Origin of the sequence: Halioglobus maricola (genome assembly GCF_009388985.1) — a bacterium.
GTDB classification, from domain to species: domain Bacteria; phylum Pseudomonadota; class Gammaproteobacteria; order Pseudomonadales; family Halieaceae; genus Halioglobus; species Halioglobus maricola.
Genome location: NZ_CP036422.1, coordinates 2,292,029 through 2,318,398 on the forward strand (window position 1 = coordinate 2,292,029; position 26,370 = coordinate 2,318,398).

At 56.7% G+C, this 26,370-nt stretch carries 32 protein-coding genes and 3 tRNA genes; 6 read left to right on the top strand and 29 right to left on the bottom strand.

Annotation, left to right across the window (positions count from 1 at the left end; translation table 11 throughout):
• Positions 1-8 precede the first annotated feature (8 nt).
• From moaE to moaC, 3 genes are read right to left on the bottom strand one after another with little or no spacing between them, the layout of a single operon-like run.
• On the bottom strand, positions 9-464 hold the full coding sequence (gene moaE / locus EY643_RS10335) for a molybdopterin synthase catalytic subunit MoaE (RefSeq protein WP_152662135.1): 456 nt from the start codon (positions 462-464) through the stop codon (positions 9-11).
• Between the two features lie 4 nt (positions 465-468).
• Entirely contained in the window at positions 469-723 is a 255-nt protein-coding gene (gene moaD / locus EY643_RS10340; RefSeq protein ID WP_152662136.1) for a molybdopterin converting factor subunit 1, read from the bottom strand.
• Positions 716-1,198, bottom strand: coding sequence for a cyclic pyranopterin monophosphate synthase MoaC (gene moaC, locus EY643_RS10345; RefSeq protein WP_152662137.1), 483 nt, complete (start codon positions 1,196-1,198; stop codon positions 716-718). Before moaC ends, moaD begins: the two co-directional genes overlap by 8 nt.
• Positions 1,199-1,333: 135 nt before the next feature.
• On the opposite strand from moaC, the gene EY643_RS10350 reads away from it, so the two are divergent.
• Complete coding sequence (locus EY643_RS10350; protein WP_152662138.1) at positions 1,334-2,350, top strand: LLM class F420-dependent oxidoreductase; 1,017 nt, start codon at positions 1,334-1,336, stop codon at positions 2,348-2,350.
• On the opposite strand, the gene EY643_RS10355 is transcribed toward EY643_RS10350, so the two are convergent.
• The 5 genes from EY643_RS10355 to EY643_RS10375 all read right to left on the bottom strand — a co-directional run bounded on the left by EY643_RS10355 (position 2,347) and on the right by EY643_RS10375 (position 6,406).
• A complete protein-coding gene (locus EY643_RS10355; RefSeq protein WP_152662139.1) occupies positions 2,347-3,681 on the bottom strand; it encodes a serine hydrolase domain-containing protein in 1,335 nt (444 codons plus the stop codon). The genes EY643_RS10350 and EY643_RS10355 overlap by 4 nt on opposite strands.
• A 52-nt stretch (positions 3,682-3,733) precedes the next feature.
• Positions 3,734-3,821: transfer RNA gene (locus tag EY643_RS10360), tRNA-Ser, on the bottom strand.
• A 76-nt stretch (positions 3,822-3,897) separates the two neighbouring features.
• Positions 3,898-4,716: an NADPH-dependent 7-cyano-7-deazaguanine reductase QueF gene (gene queF, locus EY643_RS10365; protein ID WP_152662140.1), complete on the bottom strand. Its 819-nt coding sequence runs from the start codon at positions 4,714-4,716 to the stop codon at positions 3,898-3,900.
• A gap of 2 nt (positions 4,717-4,718) precedes the next feature.
• On the bottom strand, positions 4,719-5,492 hold the full coding sequence (locus EY643_RS10370; protein ID WP_152662141.1) for an ABC transporter permease: 774 nt from the start codon (positions 5,490-5,492) through the stop codon (positions 4,719-4,721).
• Positions 5,489-6,406 (bottom strand): ABC transporter ATP-binding protein, encoded by a 918-nt coding sequence (locus EY643_RS10375; RefSeq protein WP_152662142.1) that lies wholly within the window; start codon positions 6,404-6,406, stop codon positions 5,489-5,491. The genes EY643_RS10370 and EY643_RS10375 overlap by 4 nt, the downstream gene beginning before the upstream one ends.
• A 68-nt stretch (positions 6,407-6,474) precedes the next feature.
• Here EY643_RS10375 and EY643_RS19690 point away from each other — a divergent pair, with 68 nt between their 5' ends.
• Positions 6,475-6,858, top strand: coding sequence for a PA2817 family protein (locus EY643_RS19690; protein ID WP_205743029.1), 384 nt, complete (start codon positions 6,475-6,477; stop codon positions 6,856-6,858).
• A 2-nt stretch (positions 6,859-6,860) separates the two neighbouring features.
• On the opposite strand, the gene EY643_RS10385 is transcribed toward EY643_RS19690, so the two are convergent.
• Together EY643_RS10385 and EY643_RS10390 are read right to left on the bottom strand one after the other, a co-directional pair.
• Positions 6,861-7,274, bottom strand: coding sequence for a cupin domain-containing protein (locus tag EY643_RS10385; protein ID WP_152662143.1), 414 nt, complete (start codon positions 7,272-7,274; stop codon positions 6,861-6,863).
• A gap of 25 nt (positions 7,275-7,299) precedes the next feature.
• Positions 7,300-7,896, bottom strand: a complete 597-nt coding sequence (locus EY643_RS10390) for a glutathione S-transferase family protein (RefSeq protein WP_152662144.1) — start codon at positions 7,894-7,896, stop codon at positions 7,300-7,302.
• A 138-nt stretch (positions 7,897-8,034) separates the two neighbouring features.
• Between EY643_RS10390 and EY643_RS10395 the strand changes: the two genes are divergently transcribed.
• Positions 8,035-8,110: transfer RNA gene (locus tag EY643_RS10395), tRNA-Glu, on the top strand.
• A gap of 26 nt (positions 8,111-8,136) precedes the next feature.
• A tRNA-Gly gene (locus EY643_RS10400) sits at positions 8,137-8,212 on the top strand.
• 2 nt (positions 8,213-8,214) lie between these two features.
• Here the strand turns inward: EY643_RS10400 and msrB are convergent.
• The 7 genes from msrB to EY643_RS10435 are packed head-to-tail and all read right to left on the bottom strand — an operon-like array spanning position 8,215 to position 12,839.
• Positions 8,215-8,598 (bottom strand): peptide-methionine (R)-S-oxide reductase MsrB, encoded by a 384-nt coding sequence (gene msrB / locus EY643_RS10405; RefSeq protein WP_152662145.1) that lies wholly within the window; start codon positions 8,596-8,598, stop codon positions 8,215-8,217.
• A complete protein-coding gene (locus EY643_RS10410) occupies positions 8,595-9,737 on the bottom strand; it encodes an ATP-NAD kinase family protein (RefSeq protein ID WP_240732668.1) in 1,143 nt (380 codons plus the stop codon). The genes msrB and EY643_RS10410 overlap by 4 nt, the downstream gene beginning before the upstream one ends.
• Positions 9,728-10,867: a 4-phosphoerythronate dehydrogenase gene (locus EY643_RS10415; protein WP_152662147.1), complete on the bottom strand. Its 1,140-nt coding sequence runs from the start codon at positions 10,865-10,867 to the stop codon at positions 9,728-9,730. The genes EY643_RS10410 and EY643_RS10415 overlap by 10 nt, the downstream gene beginning before the upstream one ends.
• Entirely contained in the window at positions 10,864-11,781 is a 918-nt protein-coding gene (locus EY643_RS10420; protein ID WP_240732669.1) for a 5'-3' exonuclease, read from the bottom strand. Before EY643_RS10420 ends, EY643_RS10415 begins: the two co-directional genes overlap by 4 nt.
• A 2-nt stretch (positions 11,782-11,783) precedes the next feature.
• Positions 11,784-12,350: an elongation factor P hydroxylase gene (locus EY643_RS10425; RefSeq protein WP_152662148.1), complete on the bottom strand. Its 567-nt coding sequence runs from the start codon at positions 12,348-12,350 to the stop codon at positions 11,784-11,786.
• A complete protein-coding gene (tusA, locus tag EY643_RS10430; protein WP_152662149.1) occupies positions 12,350-12,592 on the bottom strand; it encodes a sulfurtransferase TusA in 243 nt (80 codons plus the stop codon). The genes EY643_RS10425 and tusA overlap by 1 nt, the downstream gene beginning before the upstream one ends.
• Positions 12,593-12,596: 4 nt before the next feature.
• Complete coding sequence (locus EY643_RS10435) at positions 12,597-12,839, bottom strand: YheU family protein (protein WP_152662150.1); 243 nt, start codon at positions 12,837-12,839, stop codon at positions 12,597-12,599.
• Between the two features lie 77 nt (positions 12,840-12,916).
• Between EY643_RS10435 and EY643_RS10440 the strand changes: the two genes are divergently transcribed.
• The gene (locus EY643_RS10440) at positions 12,917-13,429 is read left to right on the top strand and encodes a glycine cleavage system transcriptional repressor (protein WP_152662151.1); all 513 of its coding nucleotides are present in this window, start codon (positions 12,917-12,919) and stop codon (positions 13,427-13,429) included.
• A gap of 16 nt (positions 13,430-13,445) precedes the next feature.
• On the opposite strand, the gene EY643_RS10445 is transcribed toward EY643_RS10440, so the two are convergent.
• Genes EY643_RS10445 through prmB form a run of 3 tightly spaced genes read right to left on the bottom strand, consistent with a single transcriptional unit; the run spans position 13,446 to position 15,717 of the window.
• Positions 13,446-13,670: a hypothetical protein gene (locus EY643_RS10445; RefSeq protein ID WP_152662152.1), complete on the bottom strand. Its 225-nt coding sequence runs from the start codon at positions 13,668-13,670 to the stop codon at positions 13,446-13,448.
• Between the two features lie 3 nt (positions 13,671-13,673).
• A complete protein-coding gene (gene aroC / locus EY643_RS10450) occupies positions 13,674-14,777 on the bottom strand; it encodes a chorismate synthase (protein WP_152662153.1) in 1,104 nt (367 codons plus the stop codon).
• 34 nt (positions 14,778-14,811) lie between these two features.
• Complete coding sequence (prmB, locus tag EY643_RS10455; RefSeq protein WP_152662154.1) at positions 14,812-15,717, bottom strand: 50S ribosomal protein L3 N(5)-glutamine methyltransferase; 906 nt, start codon at positions 15,715-15,717, stop codon at positions 14,812-14,814.
• An 88-nt stretch (positions 15,718-15,805) separates the two neighbouring features.
• Here prmB and folE point away from each other — a divergent pair, with 88 nt between their 5' ends.
• Entirely contained in the window at positions 15,806-16,354 is a 549-nt protein-coding gene (folE, locus tag EY643_RS10460) for a GTP cyclohydrolase I FolE (protein WP_152662155.1), read from the top strand.
• Position 16,355: 1 nt separating this feature from the next.
• Here the strand turns inward: folE and EY643_RS10465 are convergent, their stop codons facing one another.
• From EY643_RS10465 to odhB, 9 genes are all read right to left on the bottom strand, one after another.
• Complete coding sequence (locus EY643_RS10465) at positions 16,356-16,931, bottom strand: DUF4892 domain-containing protein (RefSeq protein WP_170287356.1); 576 nt, start codon at positions 16,929-16,931, stop codon at positions 16,356-16,358.
• Positions 16,924-17,793 (bottom strand): alpha/beta fold hydrolase, encoded by an 870-nt coding sequence (locus EY643_RS10470; RefSeq protein WP_152662157.1) that lies wholly within the window; start codon positions 17,791-17,793, stop codon positions 16,924-16,926. The genes EY643_RS10465 and EY643_RS10470 overlap by 8 nt, the downstream gene beginning before the upstream one ends.
• Positions 17,790-18,281, bottom strand: coding sequence for a SixA phosphatase family protein (locus tag EY643_RS10475; protein ID WP_152662158.1), 492 nt, complete (start codon positions 18,279-18,281; stop codon positions 17,790-17,792). The genes EY643_RS10470 and EY643_RS10475 overlap by 4 nt, the downstream gene beginning before the upstream one ends.
• Positions 18,282-18,295: 14 nt before the next feature.
• Positions 18,296-19,312 carry an NAD(P)H-dependent glycerol-3-phosphate dehydrogenase gene (locus tag EY643_RS10480; RefSeq protein ID WP_152662159.1) on the bottom strand — a complete coding sequence of 339 codons (1,017 nt, stop codon included), beginning with the start codon at positions 19,310-19,312 and terminating at the stop codon, positions 18,296-18,298.
• A gap of 90 nt (positions 19,313-19,402) precedes the next feature.
• The gene (gene htpG / locus EY643_RS10485; RefSeq protein WP_152662160.1) at positions 19,403-21,328 is read right to left on the bottom strand and encodes a molecular chaperone HtpG; all 1,926 of its coding nucleotides are present in this window, start codon (positions 21,326-21,328) and stop codon (positions 19,403-19,405) included.
• 125 nt (positions 21,329-21,453) lie between these two features.
• Positions 21,454-22,326, bottom strand: coding sequence for a succinate--CoA ligase subunit alpha (gene sucD / locus EY643_RS10490; protein WP_152662161.1), 873 nt, complete (start codon positions 22,324-22,326; stop codon positions 21,454-21,456).
• Positions 22,326-23,495, bottom strand: a complete 1,170-nt coding sequence (gene sucC, locus EY643_RS10495) for an ADP-forming succinate--CoA ligase subunit beta (protein WP_152662162.1) — start codon at positions 23,493-23,495, stop codon at positions 22,326-22,328. Before sucC ends, sucD begins: the two co-directional genes overlap by 1 nt.
• 128 nt (positions 23,496-23,623) lie before the next feature.
• Positions 23,624-25,063 carry a dihydrolipoyl dehydrogenase gene (gene lpdA / locus EY643_RS10500; protein ID WP_152662163.1) on the bottom strand — a complete coding sequence of 480 codons (1,440 nt, stop codon included), beginning with the start codon at positions 25,061-25,063 and terminating at the stop codon, positions 23,624-23,626.
• A 63-nt stretch (positions 25,064-25,126) separates the two neighbouring features.
• The gene (odhB, locus tag EY643_RS10505) at positions 25,127-26,359 is read right to left on the bottom strand and encodes a 2-oxoglutarate dehydrogenase complex dihydrolipoyllysine-residue succinyltransferase (protein ID WP_152662164.1); all 1,233 of its coding nucleotides are present in this window, start codon (positions 26,357-26,359) and stop codon (positions 25,127-25,129) included.
• Positions 26,360-26,370: the final 11 nt, after the last annotated feature.

The window sequence follows — 26,370 nt, forward strand, 5'->3', positions numbered from 1 at the left end:
TGTTTCGGTTACCAGCGGCTCGCCCGCTGATCGTCGCTGGATCGCGCTTCTACCCAGCGAGCGCCCTCTGGCCCGAGCTCGCGCTTCCAGAATGGCGCCCGGGTTTTTAAATAGTCCATGACAAATTCACAGGCGGCAAAGGATGCCTCGCGATGCGATGAGCTCACGCCCACCCAGACGATTTTCTCGCCCGGCTTGAGCTTGCCTACCCGGTGCACCACTGTCGCCGCAAGCACTGGCCAGCGCTTACACGCCTGCGCCAGAATCGTATCGATACATTTCTCGGTCATTCCAGGGTAGTGTTCAAGCTCCATTGAATATACATCGCGCTCCACATTGGTGGAACGCACATAGCCGGTAAACGTCGCTACAGCACCTTCCTCGCAGCCACCCTGCAGCAACCGTGACTGTAATTGGTCGACATCAAAATCCTCTACCTGAACCGCAGTGTGCAATACGGGCATGCCGTCAGCCTCCGGTCACAGGAGGAAAAAATGCAACCTCATCGCCATCAGTCAGTGGTGGATTGCCGCTCGCAACTTCCTGATTTACCGCGCGTATCATGTTCTCCTGTTGCAACACCTCGCGCCAGGCATCACCACCGTCTGCACAGAGCACCGCTTGCAGACCATCCAGGTCGGCGCTTGCGCTATCGAAGGGAATCCGCTTCTCGTCACAGCCAAGAAGTTCGCGTACCTGGCCGAAAAACAGCACCTTAATCATCCTGCCTGCTCCAGTCGCCAGACTTCCCACCCTGTTTTTGCTGCAGGCAAACCTGTTCGATCACCATCGCCTTGTCCACGGCCTTGCACATATCGTAAATTGTGAGTGCAGCAACAGAGACAGCGGTAAGCGCTTCCATCTCCACCCCTGTCTTGCCGGAAACCTTGCAACGGCCTTCGATCGTGACCGCACCGGCGGGCTCATCAATCCCAAAATCAAGCTCGACGGAATTCAGCATCAGCGGGTGGCACAGTGGAATCAGGTCGGAGCACTTTTTGGCGGCCTGAATGCCGGCTATCCGGGCTACCCCAAGGACATCGCCTTTCTTGAAACCGTTCTCGCGCAACAGCTGCAGGGTCTCCTGGGTCATTAAAACGCGGCCCGTGGCCACCGCGACGCGCTGGGTCTCCTGCTTGTCCCCCACATCGACCATGTGGGCTGTGCCTTGATCATTTATATGTGTCAGCTTTGCCATATCTATTCCGCTACCAGAAAGCCGCCTGAGTCTACCAGCCCCTTGAGCAGTTAGACCATGCAAATTGGCCTCGCTGCACTTATATCTTTTACCCTATATCGCATACAGTGACATTTCTCAAAAGGAGTACAAATCATGGCGAAACTATCACTCGGATTGAACCTCGGCTACTGGGGGTCACTCTGCCCCGGCGAAAACCACACCACCATGGCGCAAGAAGCCGAGCGACTGGGTTACGACTCAGTCTGGGTTGCCGAGAGCTGGGGCAATGATTGTTTTACCCCGTTGGCCTGGATTGGTGCGCAAACGTCCACCATTCGCCTGGGCACCGCCATCGCTCAGCTATCGGCCCGCACGCCCGCAGCCTGTGCCATGGCTACCCTCTCAATCGACGCGCTCTCGGGCGGTCGCTTCAGCCTGGGGCTGGGCGTATCCGGCCCACAGGTCGTTGAAGGCTGGTACGGTCAGCCCTACAGCAAACCAGTAACCCGCACCCGCGAATATGTGGATATCGTGCGCAAAATCCTCGCCCGGGAAGAACCCGTGACCAGTGACGGCGAGTTCTACCCCCTTCCCTACAAAGGCCCTGGATCCTGGGGCATGGGCAAGCCGCTCAAGCCCATCACCCACCCCATAAGAAAAGACGTCCCTATATTTATCGGCGCCGAGGGGCCAAAGAATGTCACCCAGACCGCCGAAATCGCCGACGGTTGGCTGCCTCTCTACTACTCACCCTATCGCCAGGACGTCTATGCAGACCAATTGACTGGAGCGAAGCCCGGTTTTGAAATCTGCCCCACCGTACTGGTCAACATCAATGATGATATGGAGCAGGCGCTCTACCCTGTCAAAGCCATGCTCGGCTTTTATATCGGCGGAATGGGCTCGGCAAAACGCAACTTCCACAAGGAATTGATGGCGCGGATGGGCTTTCCCGATGAGGCTGACGAGGTCCAACGGTTATTTATGGAGGGCAAAAGAGACGAGGCGATCGCGGCTGTGCCCGACCAGTTCGCAGACGATATTTCTCTCTGCGGCCCCAAAGGTCGAGTCAAAGAGCGCCTTGTTGACTGGGAGAATTCACCGGTGACAACGATGTTGGTTAACGGCGATGTGAATTTCCTGCGCGAGATGGCGGAGCTGGCGCTCTAGAGTACCGCCTGAATCCGCCCCAACTGTGCATTGTAGGGATATGGTGCGGCACTCCACCCGAGCCGCACCACTACTGCGCCGTGCTCCGGCAAGATCATGACAACCTGGCCGCGATTCCCCATCATGGCATAGGCACCAGCCTCTAGATCAGGCCAGCGCGGCTCTTCTGTACCGGCGTTCAGCCAAAACTGATAGCCGTAACGGGGATCATTTTTACTGTTATTCGGCGCCTGAGCACGAGCAACCCAGTCCTGCGGCAACAACCGCTTACCCCCGACCACGCCATCATCGAGCATCAACTGCCCCATACGAGCCCAGTCGCTGGCCGGCGCATAGAGATAGGAGCTGCCGACGAACACACCGGAAGCATCCATCTCAAACGTAGTGGCTGTCAGCCCCAAGGGAGCAACAATCTGCTCCTGCCAGAACGACAACAGGTCCTGCGGCTCTCCGCCAAGTTGCTGCATGGCATAGCGCATCAATAGATTTGTAGTGCCAGACGAATATGCAAAGTGCTCGCCCGGCGCATGATCCACGCTCTTTTGCAGTGCTATCGCTGAAGCATCCGGTACCGTGAAAAGCATACGGGTAGCGTCCGAACCCGGGCCGTAAATTTCCTCGAACGCAAGCCCGGACGACATCTGCAACATATTCAACACGCTGATCGCGCGCCTGTCGTCGTTCTGCCAGGCAGGAAACAGATTCTGGGACGCTGGATCCGCTAGCCCCATGGCCTCCATTCTGCCGAGCAGGATAGCGGTAACGCTCTTTGCCATAGACCAACCCAGAAGCGGCGTCTCAGCAGTAATGCCGTCTCGATAAGCCTGCGCTATCAGTTCACCATTCTTTAGCACGAGCAGTGCCCGCGTATCGAGACCAGCGTCACTGTCTTCACTCAGCACCTGTTCGAGTATCGTTTGCACTCCGGCGTCTACAGCAACCGCAAGCCGATCTTCTCTCTCATTTGCGGACGCGATCAATGACAGAGATTGCCGATCGATCATCCCGGGGAACGCGAGGGTGCACCCCTGGCCTGGAATGAATCTGGCGGTAGCGGTGGCCATGCCACTGATATCCGCTGCCACCGTATCTGGCTCGAGCCGTTTCAGGGAGACCACGTTTGCTGCAGGCGAGTAGCTGGCGAGATCACGCAAAATATCCTCTTCGCTGAAGCCGGAGAGATAGATTCCCGAGCAACCGAGCTTGGCTGTCATACCCGTACCGACACGCATCGCCTCGCCCACCGCAAAAGGACTGATTCCCACCCAATAAAGAGCGGAGACGGGCAGCACAATTGCCAACAGCAGGGCCAACGCCAACATTCGTTTCATTGCATTTCTCGCAGCCAAAAAAAAGGAGCCTAAGGGCTCCTTTCGTACTATATGGCGGTGAGGCAGGGATTTGAACCCTGGAACGGTTTCCCGTTACACACTTTCCAGGCGTGCGCCTTCGACCACTCGGCCACCTCACCGTTGAGGGCGCGCATAATACCATAAGCCCGGTGAACTTCCAGTCCCTAAGCAACTAATTTTTATAGCGTTTGCGGCCTATTGACGATTGAGCCTTGGGAGCGGTTGGCCGTCTGCCTCGGTGCTGCGGAAGGGGTTGATATCCAGACCACCGCGCCGTGTATAGAAGGCCTGAATCTGCAGTCGTGCCGGGGAGCATTGTGTGAAAATATCAACGAACATTCGCTCTACACACTGCTCGTGAAACTCCTGATGATTGCGATAGGCAACGATGTATTCAAGCAGCGATGCCCGGTCGATCTCGGGGCCTGTGTAGTCGATCCAGACAGTCGCCCAATCCGGCTGCCCCGTCACTGGACAAAGTGAACGCAACAGATGGCTGTACAACCGCTCTTCTACCACCGCGCCTCCGCACTTCAGCGTTTTACCGCCCGGCTCGCCGGCACTAATTTCCACCGCAATATCATCGATGCAGTGCCCCTCCAGTGATCCCCCGGCGAGGGCATAGTTATCCGGCGTCAACAGCTCAAGATAGACACGCGCACCCGCCGCAGCGCTAACGTCCCGGACGATCACCTCGCACACGTCTTCCTCCGATACATAGCGTGTACTGTTCAGAGAATTCAGGTAGAGCTTGAATGACTTTGACTCGACCAGATTCGGCGAGTTGAAAGGAATCCGGAACTTACCCACCCTGACCTGGGGGAGACCTCGATCGTTAAGCCACGAGATTTCATAGGCATGCCAGAGATCCGCGCCATAGAATGGCAGTTTCGCGTCGAGACCTATCGCTGCCCTGCCCTGAGACCTCGGTATCGGAAACAGAAGATCTGGGCTGTAAGTATCGACAACCGGTGTGTTTTTTCCAAGCAGTAGCCCGTCCATAGTCTCAGCCATCGTTATTGCCTCAGCCTTTTGCCGGTATTGAGCAAGTGCATGCAGTAACTGAAAGCCACGATCGTAAATACCGCGATCATGCCGAAGGAAAACGCCAGGTTCACGTCAGACACACCCAGCACGCCATAGCGGAACGCATTCACCACGTATACCAATGGGTTCAACTTGGAGACATTGGCCCAGAACTCAGGCAGCAGATCCATGGAATAAAACACCCCGCCAAGATAGGTCAGGGGCGTCAGCACGAAGGTTGGGACAATAGAAATATCGTCGAAGCTATTCGCATATACAGCATTGATAAAACCGGCGAGCGCAAACAGGGTTGATGTCATCAACACGATGGCAACCACGATCGGCACACTGTGAATCTGCATCCCGGTAAAGAAAAACGATACCAGGGTCACCACCATCGCCACCAACAGGCCGCGGCTCACACCACCGACCACATAGCCCATCAAAATAATATAATTCGGCGTGGGCGAGACGAGCAATTCTTCAACGCTGTGATTGAACTTGGACCCGAAAAATGACGACACCACGTTGGCGTAAGAATTGGTCACGATGGCCATCATAATCAGGCCCGGCACTACAAACTCCATGTAACTGAAACCGCCCATATCACCGATCCGGGAGCCTATCAGCGAACCGAAGATCACGAAGTACAGCGACATGGTAATTGCTGAAGGCAGTAAGGTCTGGGTCCAGATGCGCATATAGCGGCGCACTTCCTTACGCAGGATCGTCATAAACGCGCGGTATTGCTCCTGAGCATTCATGCCGCGCCCTCCACCAGATTGACGAACATCTCTTCCAGCCGGTTGGCCCGGTTGCGCATACTGCTCACCTGCACTGACAGCTTGTCCAACGCGCTGAACACATCGTTTATGCTCTGCCCCTTTTCCACTTCAACTTCCATGCTGTGGTCATCAACCCGTCGTGTGACGAAGCCGGGAATATCCAGAACAGCCGGCAGGTCGGCGACCGTATCGAGGATGAAAACTTCGCGATGCAGCCGACGCAGGAGCTCGCGTATGGATGTGTTTTCAACAATCTCGCCGTGGTTAATGATGCCGATATGGCGACACAGCGCCTCAGCTTCTTCGAGATAATGCGTCGTCAGGATAATGGTCGTACCCTCGGCATTGATCTTCTCGAGAAATTCCCACATGGCCCGGCGCATCTCTATATCAACGCCCGCGGTCGGCTCATCGAGGATCAATAGCTTCGGTTCATGGACCAGGGCGCGGGCGATCATCAAGCGACGCTTCATACCGCCGGACAAATTGCGCGAAGGCTCCAGGCGCTTCTCCCACAGCCCCAGTGCCTGAAGATATTTCTCGGCGCGCTCGGCGGCCAGTTCGCGTGACATGCCGTAATAGCCGCCCTGATTAACGACAATATCGATCACGCGCTCGAAGGTATTGAAGTTGAATTCCTGGGGGACGATACCGATGTATTTTTTCGCCGCTGCGAAATCCTTGTCGATATCTGCATCGAATACCTGCACCTTGCCGCCACTCTTGGCTACCAGCGAACAGATGATACCGATCGTTGTGGATTTACCGGCGCCGTTGGGCCCCAGCAGAGCATAAAAATCGCCCTCTTCGACGGTGAGGCTGATGCCTTTGAGAGCCTCGAAGCCATTGCCGTAAACCTTGCTGAGGTTTTCAATAGTGAGTGCTGGTATCATGCGTGCTCGATGCGCTGTGAAAGGGCGCGCCATTGTACCTGTATTCTCCCTGCCAGACGATATTCACCATGAACGATACCCAATACGCCAAATACTGCCGCGATCAGCTCAGCGAGTTCGCCAGCACTTTGCAGAAACGCACGGAAGATCTGACTGACGGCGATAGCCTGAAGGAACTAGCCGCCTCTTTTTCAGCCTTAGCGAACGGTGAGCGAGACCTCTATGGCGATGGTCCAACACTCATTTCCCGACTGTTTACCACCTATCCGGATTTTGGGCCCACCCTGCCCCGCGACTTGCTGTGGTTTCTCGGCGGAGAATGCCTGCACTACATGCCAGACGACGAGATCGCCACCTATCAGCAGTTGGATGAATTGCGCCATGAGGCTGCCAGCCAGGGGAAAGTACTGGACCTTCACCAGGCCAGATCCAGCATAGGCAAAGTACAGTAGGCCTAGGGCTTGCAGTATTTGCCGTTCGGGTCATCTTCTGGTTTGACCGTGACCGGCACACCTTCCGCGCCCGCGTAAAAGACGACAATCTCCGCCGGCCCTTCCAGGGCGACTCCACGATGCACCGTATTCATCACTTCCACCAGCGGGTCGCCGGCGCTGAGCTCGACGCTCTTACCCTCTTTGGTATCCACCCGTATCTTGCCCTTGAGCATATAGCCCATTGTCGGCACGGGATGGCAATGGAAAGGCGGCTCCTGCCCCTCTTCGATGCGCAGAATAATAGAGGTAATTTCCGCCTGCCCCTGCGGATACGCAATGGCTCCCTCATCCCAGGACGTCGTCGCCTTGAGTATTGGCTCGGCAGTTGCCAGGGGCGATACCAGACACAAAGCCGTCAATAACAGTTTTTTCATTTTTTCTCCTGTGACCTCTCAGTCTTTATCCCAGGGCTATATACCCCGGTTCGGATTCGATGCGACGCAGCCAACGACTAATGGCGCTGAAACCAGCAAGGTCAAAACCGCCTTCATGGGCCACATGAGTGTAAGCATAGAGCGAGACATCTGCAGTGGTAAGTTTGTCTCCTACGAGGTAGGTCGTCTCGCTCAACTGCTGCTCCATTACATCCAGCGCCTTGAGCCCTCCCGCCTGTTTCGCTTCATACTCCGTCCTGCGTTCTTCAGGCAGCCCCTGGTAGAGCGCAATAAACCTGGCCACAGCGATATAGGGCTCGTGACTGTACTGCTCGAAAAATTGCCACTGCAAAACCCTGGCCCGAGCGAAATCATCGCTGGGCTCAAGATGGGAGCCAAGCGCGAGATAGTTGAGGATCGCATTGGATTCAGCCAGACAGCGGCCGTCGTCAAGTTCTAACAGGGGGATCTTCTGATTCGGATTCAAGGCAGTAAACGCTTCACCTCGAGTAGCGCCCGCCATGATATCGATGTCTATCCATTCGTGGGGAATGTCCAGCAGGCTGCAAACCAACTGTAATTTGTAACAGTTGCCAGAGCGTCTATCGCCATAAATTTTCAAGCTGTCACTGCCTCTTCGTCAGACTTCCTAAGCCACTGAAGTTACAACAAAAATGGCGTGAAAAAAATGCACCTGGCGGGGTTGACGCCCTCGAGTTGGGTCCCTAAAATGCGCGCCTTCTCGATAGAGACCGGTTGAGTCCCCTTCGTCTAGTGGCCTAGGACACCGCCCTTTCACGGCGGTAACGGGGGTTCGAACCCCCCAGGGGACGCCATTCGATGCCCTGTCGATATCTGAAAAGCGGGAATAGCTCAGTTGGTAGAGCGCAACCTTGCCAAGGTTGAGGTCGCGAGTTCGAATCTCGTTTCCCGCTCCAATTTACTCCGATTTATCCAACTTCACTGACAAACTGTTCACACAGTAGCGCAGCCCAGTGGGGTTCGGACCGTCCTCAAATACATGCCCCAGGTGAGAGCCGCATTTTTTGCAAGTGATTTCAGTTCGGGTCATGCCGAGCGTATGATCCGGCACCTCCTCGATCACATCCGCATCAGCGGGCTGAAAGAAACTGGGCCAGCCGCAGCCGGCATCAAACTTACTGTCCGACAGAAATAGTGGCTCACCACAGCAGCGGCAGTTGTACACACCCTTGTCGGTCGTGTCCCAGTACTCGCCTGTAAATGGCTGCTCAGTGCCCTTCTCACGACAAACCTGATACTCCTCAGGAGTGAGTTTATCTCGCCAGGATTCATCATCTTTCATTGTTTTGGTCCTTCTTCATAAGTAGCTACCAGGTACAGGATACGATCATCGTAGCCAGTTATCACCTCGCGGTAACCGCAAAGCGCCTTGTCCAGTATCGGGTCATTGCTGTCCACCAGCAAAGGCCGCCCCTGCAATGCAGTGATTTTTGATTTAGCCGCAACCACGATCACATTCTCCACGCCCACACGGCGAATAACGGCCGGGGTAAACTGCTGGTTGCCCCTGCCAATAATATGCCCCTGCCCCCCTATCGCGGTGACCACGATACGCGCAGGTTCGCTTTCGCAGGCGAGGAGTTCGAGGATGCCCTGCTCGCTCAAGTCGCTCCCCAACAAGGCATTGTTTCGCACGGCGTCTACACCCAGCAAGGTATTGTCGAGGCCCAGTTCCGCCATAATCGCCGCAGTCGTCGAACCTGGCCCGATCAAATAGGTAACATCCGGAGCGAGTTCTTCTGCCATCCAGGCGGCGATCTCCGCAGCCACCAGTTCCTGACTCTCTCGCCCTCCCACCTTGGTCTGCTGCAGGAAGCGGCCCTCTCCGGGCACCTGCATCTCTCCGTAAAAACGGCTGCGGACCACATCATGCCGGAAAGCTTCTTCATCGATATCCCGGACTTCCTGATTGCGTAATCCGACCAGGCCTCCTTTCCCCAAGTGCAGCAACAGTTCCCCCGTGGCCTCAGGCGATACAGCAAAAACCCCCGAGTGCATCTTTACCCCTGCTGGGATGCCGAGCACAGGCAGGGACTCCCCCACCACATCGTAGATGTCGCGCGCAGTGCCGTCACCACCAGCAAACACCAACACGTCGACCTCTGCGTCGCGCAGTGCAGCCGCGGCCAGACGTGTGTCCACCGCGCTACTGGGGGCCTCTGCCGGCTCTCCAAGAACCTCGGCAGTGATCTCCAACTGCCGACAGACCGTTTCTCCCATCGCGCCGCCCCAGGTGCTGACAGTCAAACGGGGCAGCTTTGCAATAACTTGCAACGCTCGCATTGCACGATCCTGGGACCGCTGAACCTCGGCGGTACTCATTGTTGAGGCCAGCGCCCGAAGCGCATCGCCATCGCTGCCCTTCATAGCGCGACTGCCACCGAGGCCCGCAAGCGGGTTGATCAATAACCCTATGCGCACAAGACCCCCAATGCCGCAGCAATGTCTCGGACAAAACCCTGCGGCCGAAGGCCGACAAGCACAGCTCCCGCCAATTCGCGGCGCTGGCGATAGCCACGCCGCAGCTCATCGAAGGCTGTACCGATACACTCGGGTACATCGTTCGCCTTACTGCGCAACAACTGGTCATCCTCTGCCAGGCGATAGACTTGTCCAAGCAGCCCTCTGACCACAGCCGCCCTGTCAGCGGGGCCAGTTCCCAGACCGAGCTCGAGCTGGGGTGCCGTCGCGCTACCGACAACCGGCGGTTTCAGTCCCAACGAGCCCGTGAGCGCCTCGGCCAACATTCGCGAGGCGCGCAATTTTCCATCAATGCTGTAGCCGGCGATATGGGCACTCCCAAAGCGGACAAGCTCGAGGAGCTCAAGATCAAGTTGCGGCTCCTGTTCCCATACGTCCAACACGGCAACCGGCGCATTGGCCGCGCTAAGTCGCTGCTTGAGGGCAGCGTTATCTACCACCGGTCCCCGGCTGGCGTTGATCAAGAGCTGAGAACTCCTGATAGCATCGAGAGCCGCCGCGTCATAGAGATGATGACTTGGCCATGGCTCGCGCCGCGTCAGCTCTGCATGTATACAGATGACGTCGCTGGCATTGACGTCTGCCAGGGTGCCAGGCCTGGCGATAGCACCCTTATCCATCCAGGGATCATAGGCGCACCATTCAATGGCTAACGCATCGAGGCGAGCCGCCAGGCTGCGCCCCACATGGCCATAGCCGACAATACCTACCCTGGCACCGGCGAACAGCCGCTCCAGCGTATCTCCGGTCTCAGCAATTGCTGCGAGCACATACTCAACGACAGCGTTGGCATTCGAACCAGCACAACTGTGGAATGCTATCTGCTGCTGCCGCAACCAGACTTTGTCGATATGGTCGGTCCCGGCGGTCGCGGTTCCCACAAAGCGAACCCGGCTTCCTTCTAACAGCCCCGCGTCTACCTGGGTGACAGAGCGCACGAACAGCGCGTCCGCGTCACGCACTGCCTCGGCCTGCAGGTCTCGACCAGCGACACGGGTGATATGCGCGACAGGACCTAAAAGATCTTCGATACCTGGAATATTTTCATCTGCAACCAGTTTTAGTTTCATTGCGCACTACTTTCCGCACGTCGATCGTCGAGACGCTGCCAGCGCCGAAGCAGAGGGCCACCCAGGCCAAGCTCTGAGAGATAATCGCTCACCGCCTGCACTCGCTGTCGATCCAGCGCGAATGACGGCAGTTCATTAACCCCGGGAACGTGACGCTCTAGTTGCGCAAGTTTGCGTGACACAAGCACCTGCGGCCAGTGTGCGGAGAGTTTATCTGCGAGTTTGGTCGCACCTCGCACCGGCAAGTCGGCGACGCCGGCGAAATCGCTGGCGATCCCTTCAAGTGTCTCTCGCGCCGATAGCAGCGCTGCAGCCGTCTTGGGGCCTACGCCGGGCACGCCGGGAATGTCGTCCACTGAATCGCCCACCAGAGCCAGGTAATCGGCGAACTGGGCCGGGCGCACGCCAAATCGCTGGTGAAATGCAGTCGCATCCAAAAATTGATCTGCTGCGAAATCCCACCAGGTTGTGTCTGGATGATCCAGCAATTGCCCCAGGTCCTTGTCGCGGGTGACCACCGTGGCGGCTGTTCCCCGCTCGGCAGCGAGTCGCGCCAGCGTTGCGAGGTAATCATCCGCCTCATAGCGGGCGCCACCGTAACAGGGAATTCCTGCCAACTCGGTCACCGTGCGACAGGCGCGAAGCTGAAACGCCAGCGCTTGGTCAGGCAGCTCGCGACTGGCTTTGTAGTCGGCAAATATCTCGTTGCGAAAGCAGGTGCCGAGGCTTTCATCAAAAGCGGCGGCGACTGGGTCACCCGGGGCAAGGTGCGGAAGAAAATCCACCAGAAAATTACTGTAACCGTAAACAGCATTCAGCGGCATACCATCGTCGGTATACCACCGGTCAGGCATGGAAAACCAGGCGCGAAATATGTAGATGCTTGCATCTACCAGCCAGGCACGCTCAGCCACGGTCAGTCCAGATCCTCGGCGGAAAAGTGCTGTGACTTTAGCGTGGTACTGGTACCAAATTCGGCACAGAGCGCTGTATAGAACTGCTGCGCCCGCACTGGCAAGCCATCGCGTTGCCACTGTTTAACCTGCGCCAGCACCGCGGCTCGAAAACCAGTAGTATCCGGAAGCACGCCGCCATCGCCAAAGTTATCCACGCTCACCCTGAAGCGATAGCCGCACGCCCGCGAGAGACACCACTCTACCGCCTGGGGTTTCACCTCCACGGCCTCGAAAGCGTGCTGCTCAGACTCACTGCGCCCCTCCGGGGCATACCAATACCCGAAGTCGACCTGCTGTCGACGCTCAGGGCCAGCTATGCACCAATGGGAAATTTCGTGTAGCGCACTCGCAAAAAAATCTTCCCGATAGTAAAGCAAGTGATGAGGCTGGGATGTTCCTGCGGGACGGTACAGCGGTTCGTCGGCACCACCGACTAACAGGGTGTTTTCGGAGACCTCAAAACAGCGATCAAACACAGCTTCGAGGCGTCGGCTATCAAACACACAGGTGGCGACGGCAACACCCATCAGGCCTCACCCACCTTGCGCAAGTAATAGCGATATTGTCCATCTGACTCGTCTTGATCCAGTAATTCGTGTCCAAGGAAAGTGCAAAATTTGGGGATATCACGCTGCGTGGAAGGGTCCGTGGCCAGAACCTGAACGACCTCGCCGACCGCCATATCTCGCACCTGGTTGTGCAACAGCATGACCGGCTCGGGGCACATTAAGCCGGTGGCATCTAGAATGTAGTCTGGTTCTAGCGACATAGTCTCAGTCATTCAGTAAGAGGTCTGCCTGCTCTCGCGTCACCAGATCCCACTCCTCGCTTTCAGAATGGAACAGAATGCACAACTCGTCGGCGTCCAATTGGCGGCGCAGGTTGCCTGCCTTTTCGTCAAGGGTCAACTCCCGTTCACCGTAATCGGTACCGTCTCGGCTGGCAAACTCCTCCAGCAAAGCCTGCAACACTGCTTCAGCTAGACGATCCACAGGAACAATGATATATGCGGACATTTGCGGACTGTACCTTCTTCATTCGGGGCTATGCGGGTTAATATAAAGCCTGCCAACCATAAAGTGGAGATGCCACCGTGGAAACCTCTTATATCATCACCTTTATCGGCGATGATCGCCCCGGCCTCGTCGAGGAACTTTCGCGCACGATAGAGAACAATCGCGGCAACTGGCACGAAAGCCGCCTGTCCCAGCTTGGCGGAAAGTTTGCCGGGCTTATCCTGGTGTCACTGCCAATGGATAACGGACCGACACTCGAAGCCGAACTAAAGGCACTCTCCGCGAGTGGCCTCAGTGTGAGGGTCACCGCGACCAGTGAGACAGCAACGCGCCACGGCAAAGCGATTACACTGACGCTGATCGGGCCGGACCGCCTGGGCATCGTCAAAGAAGTGTCCCACGCACTGGCCCAGCGCGAGGTTAATGTGATCGAGATGGACAGCCAGGTGGAAAGTGCTGCGATGAGTAGCGAATTGTTGTTCCGCGCCAGAATCGATGCACTGGTGCCGGAAAACACGGATATGGATTCACTCCAGGATTCCCTGGACGAAATCGCCAATCACATGACCCTGGACATCGAGTTGGACTGACCGCTGCCTGCGCGCCCTACTCGCGCCGGTTTACCAGGAGCCGGCGCAGCAGTAAAAATACGCCGAAGCACGCTGCTGCAGACACGATAACTGCCGCTATCATCAACACCGACACCAGCAGCAGATCCAGCATCTCTTCCCACGGGATCCCGAACTGGTCGACCGCTGCCCAGATCAGCGTCGCCATAGCGGCGACGCCTAGAAAAATCGTGCGGTAGTACTTACGGTTGGACTTCTTCAAAGCCTACTCGGGATGCGATGCAGGAATCACGGGGGTCGTACATTCCACATCGGCATTCTGGCCGCGGTGACGCAGTAAATGATCCATCAATACAATCGCCAACATCGCCTCGGCGATGGGCGTTGCACGTATGCCGACGCAGGGATCGTGGCGGCCGTGGGTCACCATTTCCATGGCATTGCCCTCGGTATCGATAGTGGCGCCAGGCTGGCGAATGCTTGACGTGGGCTTGAGGGCAATGCTCACAGTGATGTCCTGACCACTGGAAATGCCGCCCAACACACCGCCGGCGTTGTTACTACTGAACCCTTCCGGGGTCAGTTCATCACGGTGCTCAGTGCCCTTCTCCTCGACACTGGCAAAACCTGAACCGATTTCCACACCCTTGACTGCATTAATACCCATCATGGCGTGGGCGATATCAGCATCCAGACGATCGAAAACAGGCTCACCGAGGCCGGGCATCACGTTGCTGGCTACCACATTGATGCGGGCGCCAATGGAGTTCCCCTCCTTGTTGAGCGCGGCCATGTACTCTTCCATCTTCGGGATGGCGTCGGCATCGGGACAGAAAAAAGGATTGGTTTCCACCAGCTCCCAGTCGAGCTTTTCTGCGCGAATAGGCCCTAACTGCGACAGGTAACCTCGCACTTCAATGCCGTAGCGTTGGCGCAAGTACTTCTTGGCGATGGCGCCGGCGGCGACACGCATTGCCGTCTCGCGGGCCGACGAGCGTCCACCGCCACGGTAATCGCGAAAACCATACTTTTGGTTATAGCTGTAGTCCGCATGCGCCGGGCGAAAGGTATTGGCGATATTGGAATAGTCCTTGGAGCGCTGATCGGTGTTTTCGATCAACAGCCCGATTGACGTGCCGGTCGTACGGCCTTCGAAGACGCCGGACAGAATGCGCACCTCGTCCGCTTCACGACGCTGGGTAGTAAAACGCGAGGTGCCGGGTTTGCGCCTGTCGAGGTCGCGTTGCATATCTTCGACATCCAGCTCCAGCCCCGGAGGGCAGCCGTCCACAATGCAGCCCAGACCAGGGCCGTGGCTCTCGCCGAAGGTGGTGACAGTGAACAGTTTGCCTATGGAATTGCCGGACATATGGTGTAGTGCCTGATCATTAAAAACCGGGGCATTATACCGGTTCTGGGCGCAAACTGGCGGCGTATTCCTGTAATTCCTGCGCAGTCAGCGCGAGCACACCGTGACCGCCGTGTTCGAACTCCAGCCAGGTGAAGGCCACGTCGGGGTAGGCAGCGTCCAGCGCCGTCCAACTGTTGCCCACCTCCAGGATCAACAGGCCGCTGGGCTCCAGATGATCCGCCACCTGGGCGAGTATCTGGCGGGTAAGGTCCAGGCCGTCATGGCCACTGCCGAGCCCCAGTTCCGGCTCGTGATGATACTCCGCTGGCATAGAGGCGAGATCCCCGGCGTCCACATAGGGCGGATTGCACAAAATCACATCGTAACGCTTCCCCCCTAGAGCGGCGAAGCCATTCGATTGAATCGTGCGAACACGACCCTCCAGCCCCATGCGAGCCACATTCTCTGCGGCCAGGGCCAGTGCTTCGCTATCGAGATCCACAAGATCCACCGACACCTCGGGCGCGTAATACGCCGCCGCCAGGCCAATACAGCCACCGCCGCAGCACAAATCGAGTATTCGCGACGGTGTCGGCCCGCGATACCAGGGTTGATAATCGTGCAGAATCAACTCCGCCAGCGGTGAGCGAGGCACCAGGGCTCGATGGTCACAGCTAAACTCCAGGCCCGCAAACCAGGCTTTGCCGATGAGGTATGGCAGGGGCACCCGCTCGTCGATGCGGCGTCGCAGCAGTGCCTGAATATCGCGCCATTGGCCATCACTGACCGGATGCGGCAACTGCGCTTCGTCGGCATCGGCCGGAAGGTCTGAGACAGCCAGCACCAGTTGTACTGCTTCATCCCAGGGGTTGTCCGTCCCGTGCCCATAAAAGACATCGCTGGCTATCAGGGCATCGTGGCAGTGTTCTATCGCCTGGCCTACAGTTGTTGTCGTCATCGTGTAAGTGTAATTGCGCCTGCGCCTGTTTGCCATGCATAGGGCCGATTGATACTATCGCGGGCCGCTGAATTGAGGAATCTGACCCGTGGAACAAAACTGGGCAAACATTATTGAAGCTATCGGTGAAGACCAGGAACGCCCCGGGCTCGTCGACACGCCCAAGCGCGCAGCCAAGGCTTTCGAATTCCTGACCCAGGGTTACGAGCAATCTGTTGAAGAAGTCGTCAATGGCGCCCTGTTTCCGTCTGAATCCAGCGAAATGGTCATTGTCCAGGACGTGGAGCTCTACTCTCTATGTGAACACCACCTGCTGCCTTTCATCGGCAAATGTCACGTGGCCTATATCCCTACCGGGAAGGTGCTGGGCTTGTCCAAAGTGGCACGAATCGTTGATGTGTTCGCGCGGCGATTGCAGATTCAGGAATCACTGACGTCCCAGATTGCAGAGACCATCATGGATGTGACGGGCGCCGACGGTGTCGGTGTCATCATTGAAGCGCGTCACATGTGCATGATGATGCGCGGCGTCCAGAAACAGAATTCAGTGATGAAGACCTCTGCCATGCTCGGAACATTCCGGGATTCACAAGTCACCCGCGAAGAGTTCCTGCAATTACTCCAGATGCGCACCTGATTCAGGGCGCATCCACCACCGGCATAACCTCGAGAACTTCCGCGTGCAAGTACTGGCGATCAGCGGTACGTGCTGAGCTGAACAGGATCAGGCGATAGTCGGAATCAGCGCCAGCCTCTCCTGCCATGGGCCCATATACTCGGTATCGTTGCAGGTCATCACGGCCGTATAGCACTCGCTCCCTGAACACCCGATTGGCCCACTGCACTCCCTGGCCACAACTGCGGCCGTCACAGGAAAAAAGAAGAGCCTCAGGGTTCAGGCCCGCCTCGATCCCCTCCAGTACTTCGTTCGAAGTAAAACCATCGCGCACCTGCCAGGAATAGCGGGTGAGCTCACCTGTAAGCCGCTCGCTCGCCTTGAATTGCCAGCTGCCGCGTACTTTCTTCATCGCTCCCAGGCCGACTTCGTGATCGATCACAGAGGCAGTGTCGAAGCTAACCTGCTGCATATGGGGCGAGACATCGAGACCTTGCAGTATCTCCAGGGGGGACTCCGCCTGGGCTACCGCAGTATTTGTCGCCAACAAGACGCCCGTGACCACTGCGACTACGACGCTGTTAGCTGCGCTAAACATGTTGACTGCTCTCCCGAGAGATAAATGTATTAATCCGGCGACTGAGGTCTGGTGCCGCCGCCTCCATGTGAAAGTGGTGACTGCCAGGAAATGTCTCCAGCGTAACATCTGGAATAATCTGCGCCACTTTGTCCAGGTGGTGCTGATTTTTCCCGATCATGCCCTGCTCGGCCACCAACAACAGTGCCGGCATACTGAGCGCCCCCAGCACAGCCTCGAGATGGTTCCAGGTCAGTTTAATCGCTGAGGCCCCACGCAATCTTGGATCGGTCTGCCAGCGATACCCCCCTTCACATGCATAGAGATTACGGCTCGCAATAAGTTCCGCTGCCGCGCGCTCCAGGCCCTGCTCTTCTCGCGCCGTGACCGCAGCTGCCCGATCTGGATACACGCGCAACTTGCGATCCTGCAGGCGCTTTTTCTCATCGATAAAGCGACGCATCTGGGCCGCAAACTCTGTCTCGTCCAGCGGCATTGGAATCGCGCCATCCAGCAACACAAGGGCGCCTACTTGCTCTGGAAAGGTAGCTGCATACATGGCGCTGATAGCCGCACCGCGCGAATGCCCTATCAGGCTAAACGTCTCCCACCCCATTGCCGCCACCAGCGCGTTCAGCTGCGGCAAGTCGTCGTAAATGTGGTATGTGGCATCTGGCGAGCGCCAGTCAGATTTGCCGTGCCCGGAAAGATCGGGAGCAACCACGTAGCACGTCTCTGCAAGGGTCTCAGCCACACGCTGGAAACTGGCGGCATTATCAAGCCAGCCATGCAAGGCGAGCACAGGGGGCTTGTCTGGGTCGCCCCAGGCCATACCTGCATAGTGCAGGCCATGTAACTTCCAGCCTAATTCTTCGAACTTCACAAAATGACCTCAAACGCCGGCGGCTGAATGCAGAACACCAGCTGAGCCAATGCCGGTCCAGGGTGATCCATTCGCAATGTGGCCAGGCCACCCGGCACAAGCCCTGGTACGTAGCCACGAGATCCAACGTAGTAATCGACCAGACAAGAGACCAGCGGTTGATGCGATATCAGCAACAGGTGATCATCAGGGTAGCGATGAGATATGTCGTTTTCGACATCAACTGGCTGCCGCCCTGGAATCAACGCCGGACTGCTTTCCAGCGCAGCGTCACCGAGAGCCCGGCCTACGATACTTGCCGTCTGCGTAGTGCGAACCCATTCACTGTAAAAAATTCGTTTCGGTAAGGGAATGTCCCGGTCGGCGCAGAGTTGCTTGAACTGCTCGCTGCCAGCATTGACATCCTCAACACCGCGCTCGGTCAACTCCCGCATACGATCAGTCACCGCACTACCGGCTTCACCGTGGCGCCAGATAGTCAGATACATATTTTCCCTTACCATCAGCGAACGACGAACTCGACGTCCTGAGCCTCTTCTGTACTCATCATAGCATTGAACACTGCCTCTACAGGTTGCTGCTCATGCAACATCCGGTACAAACCATCGACCAACGGCATATCAACCCCGCGGCGGTCCGCCTCGCACTTTACCAGGGCCAAGGTATTGATGCCCTCTGCGACCTGATCCATTCCCGCGAGCACGTCCTCCAGTGGCTGACCGTGCGCGACCGCCATCCCGACTCGGTAGTTGCGCGATAGCGGCGAAGAGCAGGTAACCACCAGATCGCCGACACCGGAAAGCCCCAGAAACGTCATTGGGTTGGCACCCATGTGCACCGCAAAGCGCGACATTTCAGCTAGCGCTCGCGTCAGCAACATGCCAACCGTGTTCTCGCCAAAATCAAGCGCTGCACCAACGCCCGACAGTATGGCGTAAACATTTTTAAGCGCCCCGCCCAGTTCTACACCGTACATGTCATGCGAGCTATAGATCAGGAACGCCGGGCAATGCAGCAAATCGTGTATCAAACGCGTCACCGCAGGCAGCTCACTGGCGATAACTGAGCCCGAGATGTGGCCCCGGGCGATTTCTCCTGCCAGGTTCGGCCCTGACAGGACGCCGATGGGATGCCCGGGCATCTCCTCGCGCAGGATTTGGCTCATGAGTTTGAAGCCGTCTGCCTCAATTCCCTTGGTTAGGCTGACAATGACTGCTTCTGGCGCAACCAGTCCCGACAACTCGGCAACTACCGTGCGAAACGAGCCGCTCGGTACGGCTACGAACACAAGGTCAACTTCGCTCACTGCAGCAGCAAGCACATCGTAGGCGACTAAATTGTCGCTGAGTTGGTAACCCGGCAGATACTCGTGATTCTCTCGCGCGCTATTGATCTCCTGCGCGCGCTCACGATTGCGCAGCCAGAGGCGCACACTGTGGCCATTTTCTGCGATGATGTTACCGATGACTGTGCCGAAACTTCCGCCACCCAGTACGGCGACGCGATAAGTGCGCTCCATTAAACTCCCATTGTATTTATCGTTATTGGCCGCGAGTCTAACAAAAAAACGGGCTGTTAAGCCCGTTTTCGTGTCGCTGGTATGGCTGTATCAACGGCCAGCAAGCGCCAGTAGCAGCTTGTTCAATTTTGCTACATAGGCCGCGGGATCCTCCAACTGGCCGCCCTCAGCCAGGTTCGCCTGGTCGAAAACTATGCCCGCGAGGTCGGCGAATCGATCTTCGTCCTGTTCACCATCGAGCATTTCCAGAATGGGGTGACCGGGATTGACCTCCAGGATCGGCTTGGACTCTGGCACAGCCTGACCAGCCGCCTCCATAATGCGCTTCATCTGGGCGCCCATATCATAGTCTCCCACCACAAGGCAGGCAGGAGAATCCGTCAGGCGTGCAGTGGCGCGAACCTCTGCTACCTTGTCTTCCAGCACCTTCGCCATTCGTTCGACCAGCCCCTCGGCCTCCTTCTGCAGCTTTTCCTGCTCGGCCTTGTCTTCCTCAGAATCTGTCGCCAGCTCCAGGGCTCCGCGAGCAACATCCTGGAATGACTTCCCATCGAAGTCCTGCATGTGGTTCATCAGCCAGTCATCGACCCTGTCTGACAGCAACAGAACCTCGATGCCTTTCTTGCGGAATACTTCCAGGTGCGGGCTATTCTTGGCGGTATTGAAGTTCTCAGCTACAACGTAGAAGATCTTCTCCTGTCCTTCCTGCATCCGTGAAACATAGTCTTCCAGCGACTGATCCTGCGCTTCGGCATCGGTATGCGTGGACGAGAAACGCAGCAACCTGGCGATCTTCTCCTTGTTGGCGAAGTCTTCGGCTGGCCCTTCTTTCAGCACCTGGCCGAATTCACTCCAGAACTGGCCGTATTCGTCGCCCTCTTTCTTCGCCAGCTTACCCAGCATATCCAGCACACGCTTGGTCAGTGCACTGCGCATGGCGTCCACTGAACTTTCTTGCTGTAGAATTTCACGAGAAACGTTGAGCGGGAGATCATTGGAATCGACCACGCCCTTCACAAACCGCAGATACAAAGGCAAAAACTGTTCCGCCTCATCCATGATAAAGGTGCGCTGCACGTAAAGTTTCAGACCCCGCGCCATGTCGCGGTTCCACATATCGAAGGGCGCCTTCTGCGGAATGTACAAGAGGCTGGTGTACTCAAACTTGCCTTCAACCTTGTTGTGGCTCCAGGAGCGCGGCGCTTCAAAGTCGTGGGATATATGCTTGTAGAACTCCTCGTATTCCTCGTCGGACACCTCGGTGCGGCTGCGAGTCCACAACGCGGTCGCTTCGTTAACTGCTTCATACTCAGGAACGTCCACGACGTCCTCGTCGGACTCCTCTTCCTCTGCCGCTGGAGGCGGCGTCGGCTTGAGCATCATCACCGGCACGGCGATGTGATCGGAATACTTCTTGATGACACTGCGCACGCGAAAATCATCCGCGAATTCCTCGCTGTCTTCTTTCAAAAACAGGGTAATGCTAGTGCCTCGGCTAACCTTCTCGCGGGGTTCAACTGAAAACTCGGACTCCCCATGGGACTCCCAGACAACGCCTTGATCGGCGGAAGAGCCTGCCTTGCGTGTGTGAACTTCGACTCGATCTGCGACAATAAACGCAGAATAAAATCCCACACCGAACTGGCCTATCAACTGGGAATCTTTTTGTTGATCGCCAGTGAGGCTCTCCAGAAAAGCAGCGGTGCCCGACTTGGCGATAGTCCCGAGGTGTTCAACCACCTCTTCCCGGTTCATGCCAACGCCATTGTCGGAAATCGTAATGGTCTTGGCTTCCTTATCGACATCTACCTGCACCTGATAGTCGCCCTGCCCCTCCAACAGGCTCTCGTCAGAGAGCGCTGCGAAGCGTAGCTTGTCGATGGCGTCCGAAGCGTTGGAAATCAGTTCCCGGAGGAAGATTTCCTTGCTGGAATAAAGTGAGTGAATCATGAGGTGAAGCAGTTGCTTCGCCTCGGTCTGAAACCCCAGGGTTTCCTTGTTGGCGTCGGCTGTCATATGTGTTCCTCGCGTGCAAACTGAGTATTTGGATACGGTTGATATGAGGTCGCCCCGGAGGAATTTCAAGGCAAAAAAAAGCCCATCATGGGATGGGCTTTTTACTTGGCTGAGCGCTCAGGTCATTACCAACCGGTAATGTCACCCAGTGCCTTGCCAATATCTGCCAGTGAGCGAACAGTCTTCACCCCGGCATCTTCCAGCGCGGCAAACTTCTCGTCTGCTGTGCCCTTGCCGCCGGAGATGATTGCGCCCGCATGGCCCATACGCTTACCTTTGGGTGCGGTAACACCGGCAATGTAGGAGACAACTGGCTTGGTCACATTGGCCTTGATGTAGGCGGCGGCTTCTTCCTCAGCGGTACCGCCAATTTCACCAATCATAACGATGGCCTCAGTGGCCGGGTCGTTCTGGAACATTTCCAGGATATCGATGAAGTTGGATCCGGGGATCGGGTCGCCGCCAATGCCCACACAAGTCGACTGGCCGTAGCCTGCGTCAGTGGTCTGCTTTACAGCTTCGTAAGTCAGGGTGCCGGAACGGGATACAATGCCGACCTTGCCAGGCAAGTGAATGTGACCGGGCATGATGCCGATCTTGCACTCGCCGGGAGTGATTACGCCAGGGCAATTGGGGCCAATCAGGCGTACGCCCAGTTCGTCACACTTCACCTTGGCATCGAGCATATCCAGCGTCGGAATACCTTCGGTGATACAAACGATCAGTTTGATGCCGCCGTTGGCTGCTTCGAGGATAGAATCCTTACAGAAGGGAGCCGGGACGTAGATCACCGATGCTTCGGCACCGGTAGCTTCAACCGCTTCAGTAACGGTATTGAACACGGGCAAACCGAGGTGTTCCTGACCGCCTTTACCGGGCGTTACGCCTCCCACCATTTTGGTGCCGTATTCAATGGCCTGCTCCGAGTGAAAAGTACCCTGGGAACCGGTGAAACCCTGGCAAATAACCTTGGTGTCTTTGTTAATCAGAACGCTCATTATGCCGCTCCTCCTGCTGCTTTAACTGCCTGCTGTGCAGCGTCGGTGAGGCTGGTCGCAGCGATGATATTCAGGCCACTGTCGGCCAATACTTTCTGGCCCAGTTCCGCGTTGTTGCCTTCAAGGCGAACAACAACCGGTACTTCAACGCCGATTTCTTCAACCGCGCCAATAACACCTTCCGCGATCAGGTCACAGCGCACGATACCGCCGAAGATGTTGATCAGCACTGCCTTTACGTTTTCGTCAGACAAGATGATCTTGAACGCTTCAGAGACACGTTCCTTGGTGGCGCCACCACCCACATCGAGGAAATTGGCAGGGAAACCACCGTGCAGGGCTACGATATCCATAGTTCCCATGGCCAGGCCTGCGCCGTTAACCATGCAGCCGATATTACCGTCCAGAGCTACATAGTTGAGTTCCCATTGGGCAGCGTGTGATTCACGCTCGTCGTCCTGCGAGGGATCGTGCATTTCTCGCACGTCATTCTGGCGATACAACGCGTTGCCATCGACGCCAAGCTTGGCATCGAGGCAATGCAGATTGCCTTCGTCGGTAATGACCAGCGGATTGATTTCAATCAGCGCCAGGTCCTTGTCGATGAACATCTGCGCAAGGCCCATGAATATCTTCACGAACTGCTTGATCTGTACACCGCTGAGGCCCAGCTTGAACGCCAGATCACGGCCCTGGTAAGGCTGAGGGCCTGCCAGAGGGTCGATGATGGCCCTGAGGATTTTCTCGGGAGTTTCCTCGGCAACCTTTTCGATCTCGACACCGCCTTCGGTGGATGCCATGAAAACGATGCGACGTGTGGAGCGATCCACTACGGCACCGAGATAAAGCTCTTCTGCGATATCGGTGCAAGACTCAACCAGAATCTTGCTCACAGGCTGGCCATTCTCGTCTGTCTGGTAGGTCACCAGATTCTTGCCGAGCCAGTTGGAAGCGAATTCCCTGATTTCGTCCTTGGTCTTGACCAGTTTGACACCGCCGGCCTTACCGCGACCGCCTGCGTGTACCTGGGCTTTTACCACCCACATATCGCCGCCAATCAAATCCGCCGCTTCTGCCGCTTCCTTGGGGGAGTCTACTGCATACCCCTTGGAGACCGGCAGTCCGTATTCGGCAAACAATTGTTTGCCCTGATACTCATGAAGATTCATGTGTTGTCCTGCTTTTCTCTAGTAGCTATTGCTGCTTAATGGATGGGCCCGACGAGTTTTCCCATCGAGCCCCCTCTATGCCTACACACGCCGGCGATTGGTCTTATTGTTGCGTGTGGGGGCGAATTCTACTTACGTTTCTTCCTGTTGGCGATATGAATCGCTGCCCCATCAACTGCAAGGGCAGCCTCGTGTACCGCCTCAGAAAGGGTCGGATGACCAAATACGGTCAGCGCCAGGTCTTCAGTGCTGGACCCGAACTCCATCGCGATGACTACCTGCTGTACCAGGTCGGCAGCTGAAGGACCCACAATATGGCAGCCCAGAATGCGGTCTGTTTCCTCATGGGCCAGGATCTTCACGAGCCCGTCGGAGTCGTTGGCTGCCAGGGCGCGGCCACTTGCCACGAAGGGGAAGGTTCCTGATTTGTAGGGAATACCGTCAGATTTCAGTTCCTGTTCGGTCTTGCCGACGGCAGCAACTTCAGGGTGGGTGTAGATCACCGAAGGAATGCAGTCGTAGTTCATCTGGGCGGGTTTGCCGTGAATCCGCTCCGCGACCATGATGCCCTCTTCCGAGCCTTTGTGAGCCAACATCGGACCGCGAACCACATCGCCGACAGCGTAGACGTTGGGGGCTTCAGTCTCACAGAAATCGTTCACAAAGATAAAGCCGCGCTCATCCAGTGTAATTCCGGAATCAGAGGCGAACAGCTCTTCTGAGCGTGGCCGGCGGCCTACGGCGACAATCAATTTGTCGAATGTTTCGGTGTGCTCACCATCAGCGGTTGCATAGGACACGATAACCTCATCGCCCTTGACCTCGGTGCCAGTAACGCGGGCACCGAGACGGATATCCAGGCCCTGCTTCTTGAAGATCTTGGCGGACTCCTTGGAAATCTGCTGATCCATCATCGGCAAGAATGAGTCCAGCGCTTCCAGCACAACAACATCAGCGCCGAGGCGCCCCCAGACCGAACCCAATTCGAGGCCGATTACGCCTGCACCAATCACGCCGAGACGTTTGGGAACTTCAGTGAATTCCAATGCCCCGGTGGAATCAACAATGGTGTCACCGTTAACGGGTGCCGGTGGAATATTAACCGGCAGGGAACCGGCGGCAATGATCACACTGCCAGCCTCTACAACCTGAACATTGCCGTCCTTGTCAGTGACCTCCACTTTGGCGCCAGCGAGAACCTTGCCAGTGCCTGCCAGGGCAGTAACGCCATTGTGCTTGAACAAGCCGGCAACGCCGCCAGTCAGCTGGCCGACAATTTTGTCCTTGCGGGCGATCATGGCGGCAACATCCATGGTGGTCTCACCAACGGAAATGCCGTGCACATCAAAATCGGCCTTCGCTTCATGATACTTATGACTGGAATCGAGCAATGCTTTTGAGGGAATGCATCCTACATTCAGGCATGTGCCGCCGAGCCTGACCTTACCCTTATCATCAATCCATTGTTCGACACAGGCCGTGGACATTCCCAACTGGGCAGCTTTGATAGCCGCCACATAACCTGCGGGGCCGGCCCCTATTACTACTACATCGTATTTCTCAGACATCTCTCTTCCCATATTTGTATTCGGTGTCGCTCGCAATTCAGTCAGGAGCGCATGACACTCTAGTTACAGCTGCAGCAGTATGCGTGCCGGATCCTCGATAAGATCCTTGATCGCCACCAGGAACTGGACCGCAGTTTTACCGTCAATCAGGCGATGATCGTAGGACAGGGCCAGGTACATCATTGGCAGTATCACTACCTCGCCATTGACCGCCATGGGGCGATCCTGGATCTTGTGCATGCCGAGGATGCCCGTCTGAGGTGGATTCAGAATCGGCGTGGACATCAGGGAGCCGAAAACGCCGCCGTTGGTGACGGTAAAGGTTCCGCCCGTCATGTCTTCAATGGTGAGTTTGTTGTCGCGTGCACGCAACCCGAGATCCCTGATAGCCGCTTCGACATCGGCAATGCTCATGAAATCAGCATCGCGCAGGACCGGAACGACCAGTCCATTGGGCGTGGATACTGCAACACCAATATCCTGATAACCGTGGTAGACGACGTCGCGCCCGTCGATAGAGGCGTTCACTTCCGGGAAGCGTTTCAACGCTTCGCAGGCGGCCTTGACGAACATACCCATGAAACCCAGGCGGGTGCCGTTGTGAGTCTTCTCAAACTGCTCTTTGTACTTGCTACGCAGGGCCATCATCGGCGCCATGTTCACCTCGTTAAAGGTGGTCAGCATGGCGGTTTCCTGGGTCGCATCCAGCAGGCGCTCGGCGATCTTGGCGCGCATACGGGTCATCGGCACACGCTTCTCAACCCGCTCTCCCGAAGGCGCGACAGGTGCGGCAACGGCGGCCGTCGAGGCGGGCGCTGGCGCTGGCGCGGCAGCCTTGTCGGCATCGCCGCTCTTCAAGTACTTGAGAATATCTTCCTTGGTGATCCGGCCGTTCTTGCCGCTACCCGTAATCCGGGTAATATCCAGCTTGTGCTCTTCCACCAGCTGACGAGCCGCAGGCCCGAGCAGTGACGCCAGGTCCTCGGCGCTCTCGGCGCCCGTAGCTACAGGTGCAGCTTCGGCAGCAGGCGATTCAGCAGCCGGCGCTGAGGCAGCAGCACCCTGCTCCAGGCTGGCGAGAAGCTGTTCGCTTTCAATAGTGTCGCCCTCCTGCGCATGAATTTTCGTGAGCACGCCATCTTCCGGCGCAACAACTTCCATGACTACCTTGTCGGTTTCGATTTCGACAATCAGCTCGTCGCGGGAAACCGCCTCACCTTCCTGTTTGTGCCAGGCGGCGACTTCGCCGTCAGCTACAGATTCGGGAAAGGCTGGTGCCTTGATTTCAATCGCCATTTCTCTTCCTT

What these genes read in the sequence shown, in the direction of transcription:
- moaC (WP_152662137.1), bottom strand. Translation starts at nt 1,198, where the DNA reads ATGGCAAAGCTGACACATATAAATGATCAAGGCACAGCCCACATGGTC.
- EY643_RS19690 (WP_205743029.1), top strand. Translation starts at nt 6,475, where the DNA reads ATGAACGATACCCAATACGCCAAATACTGCCGCGATCAGCTCAGCGAG.
- moaE (WP_152662135.1), bottom strand. Translation starts at nt 464, where the DNA reads ATGCCCGTATTGCACACTGCGGTTCAGGTAGAGGATTTTGATGTCGAC.
- odhB (WP_152662164.1), bottom strand. Translation starts at nt 26,359, where the DNA reads ATGGCGATTGAAATCAAGGCACCAGCCTTTCCCGAATCTGTAGCTGAC.
- EY643_RS10425 (WP_152662148.1), bottom strand. Translation starts at nt 12,350, where the DNA reads ATGGGTGTTGCCGTCGCCACCTGTGTGTTTGATAGCCGACGCCTCGAA.
- EY643_RS10370 (WP_152662141.1), bottom strand. Translation starts at nt 5,492, where the DNA reads ATGAATGCTCAGGAGCAATACCGCGCGTTTATGACGATCCTGCGTAAG.
- lpdA (WP_152662163.1), bottom strand. Translation starts at nt 25,063, where the DNA reads ATGTCTGAGAAATACGATGTAGTAGTAATAGGGGCCGGCCCCGCAGGT.
- moaD (WP_152662136.1), bottom strand. Translation starts at nt 723, where the DNA reads ATGATTAAGGTGCTGTTTTTCGGCCAGGTACGCGAACTTCTTGGCTGT.
- EY643_RS10415 (WP_152662147.1), bottom strand. Translation starts at nt 10,867, where the DNA reads ATGAAACTAAAACTGGTTGCAGATGAAAATATTCCAGGTATCGAAGAT.
- sucD (WP_152662161.1), bottom strand. Translation starts at nt 22,326, where the DNA reads ATGAGCGTTCTGATTAACAAAGACACCAAGGTTATTTGCCAGGGTTTC.
- EY643_RS10475 (WP_152662158.1), bottom strand. Translation starts at nt 18,281, where the DNA reads ATGTATCTGACTATCTGGCGCCACGGTGAAGCCGGTAGTGCGGTGACT.
- tusA (WP_152662149.1), bottom strand. Translation starts at nt 12,592, where the DNA reads ATGTCGCTAGAACCAGACTACATTCTAGATGCCACCGGCTTAATGTGC.
- EY643_RS10350 (WP_152662138.1), top strand. Translation starts at nt 1,334, where the DNA reads ATGGCGAAACTATCACTCGGATTGAACCTCGGCTACTGGGGGTCACTC.
- msrB (WP_152662145.1), bottom strand. Translation starts at nt 8,598, where the DNA reads ATGAAAGATGATGAATCCTGGCGAGATAAACTCACTCCTGAGGAGTAT.
- EY643_RS10435 (WP_152662150.1), bottom strand. Translation starts at nt 12,839, where the DNA reads ATGTCCGCATATATCATTGTTCCTGTGGATCGTCTAGCTGAAGCAGTG.
- EY643_RS10375 (WP_152662142.1), bottom strand. Translation starts at nt 6,406, where the DNA reads ATGATACCAGCACTCACTATTGAAAACCTCAGCAAGGTTTACGGCAAT.
- aroC (WP_152662153.1), bottom strand. Translation starts at nt 14,777, where the DNA reads ATGTCCGGCAATTCCATAGGCAAACTGTTCACTGTCACCACCTTCGGC.
- queF (WP_152662140.1), bottom strand. Translation starts at nt 4,716, where the DNA reads ATGGCTGAGACTATGGACGGGCTACTGCTTGGAAAAAACACACCGGTT.
- sucC (WP_152662162.1), bottom strand. Translation starts at nt 23,495, where the DNA reads ATGAATCTTCATGAGTATCAGGGCAAACAATTGTTTGCCGAATACGGA.
- EY643_RS10480 (WP_152662159.1), bottom strand. Translation starts at nt 19,312, where the DNA reads ATGGAGCGCACTTATCGCGTCGCCGTACTGGGTGGCGGAAGTTTCGGC.
- prmB (WP_152662154.1), bottom strand. Translation starts at nt 15,717, where the DNA reads ATGACGACAACAACTGTAGGCCAGGCGATAGAACACTGCCACGATGCC.
- EY643_RS10355 (WP_152662139.1), bottom strand. Translation starts at nt 3,681, where the DNA reads ATGAAACGAATGTTGGCGTTGGCCCTGCTGTTGGCAATTGTGCTGCCC.
- htpG (WP_152662160.1), bottom strand. Translation starts at nt 21,328, where the DNA reads ATGACAGCCGACGCCAACAAGGAAACCCTGGGGTTTCAGACCGAGGCG.
- EY643_RS10465 (WP_170287356.1), bottom strand. Translation starts at nt 16,931, where the DNA reads ATGTTTAGCGCAGCTAACAGCGTCGTAGTCGCAGTGGTCACGGGCGTC.
- EY643_RS10385 (WP_152662143.1), bottom strand. Translation starts at nt 7,274, where the DNA reads ATGAAAAAACTGTTATTGACGGCTTTGTGTCTGGTATCGCCCCTGGCA.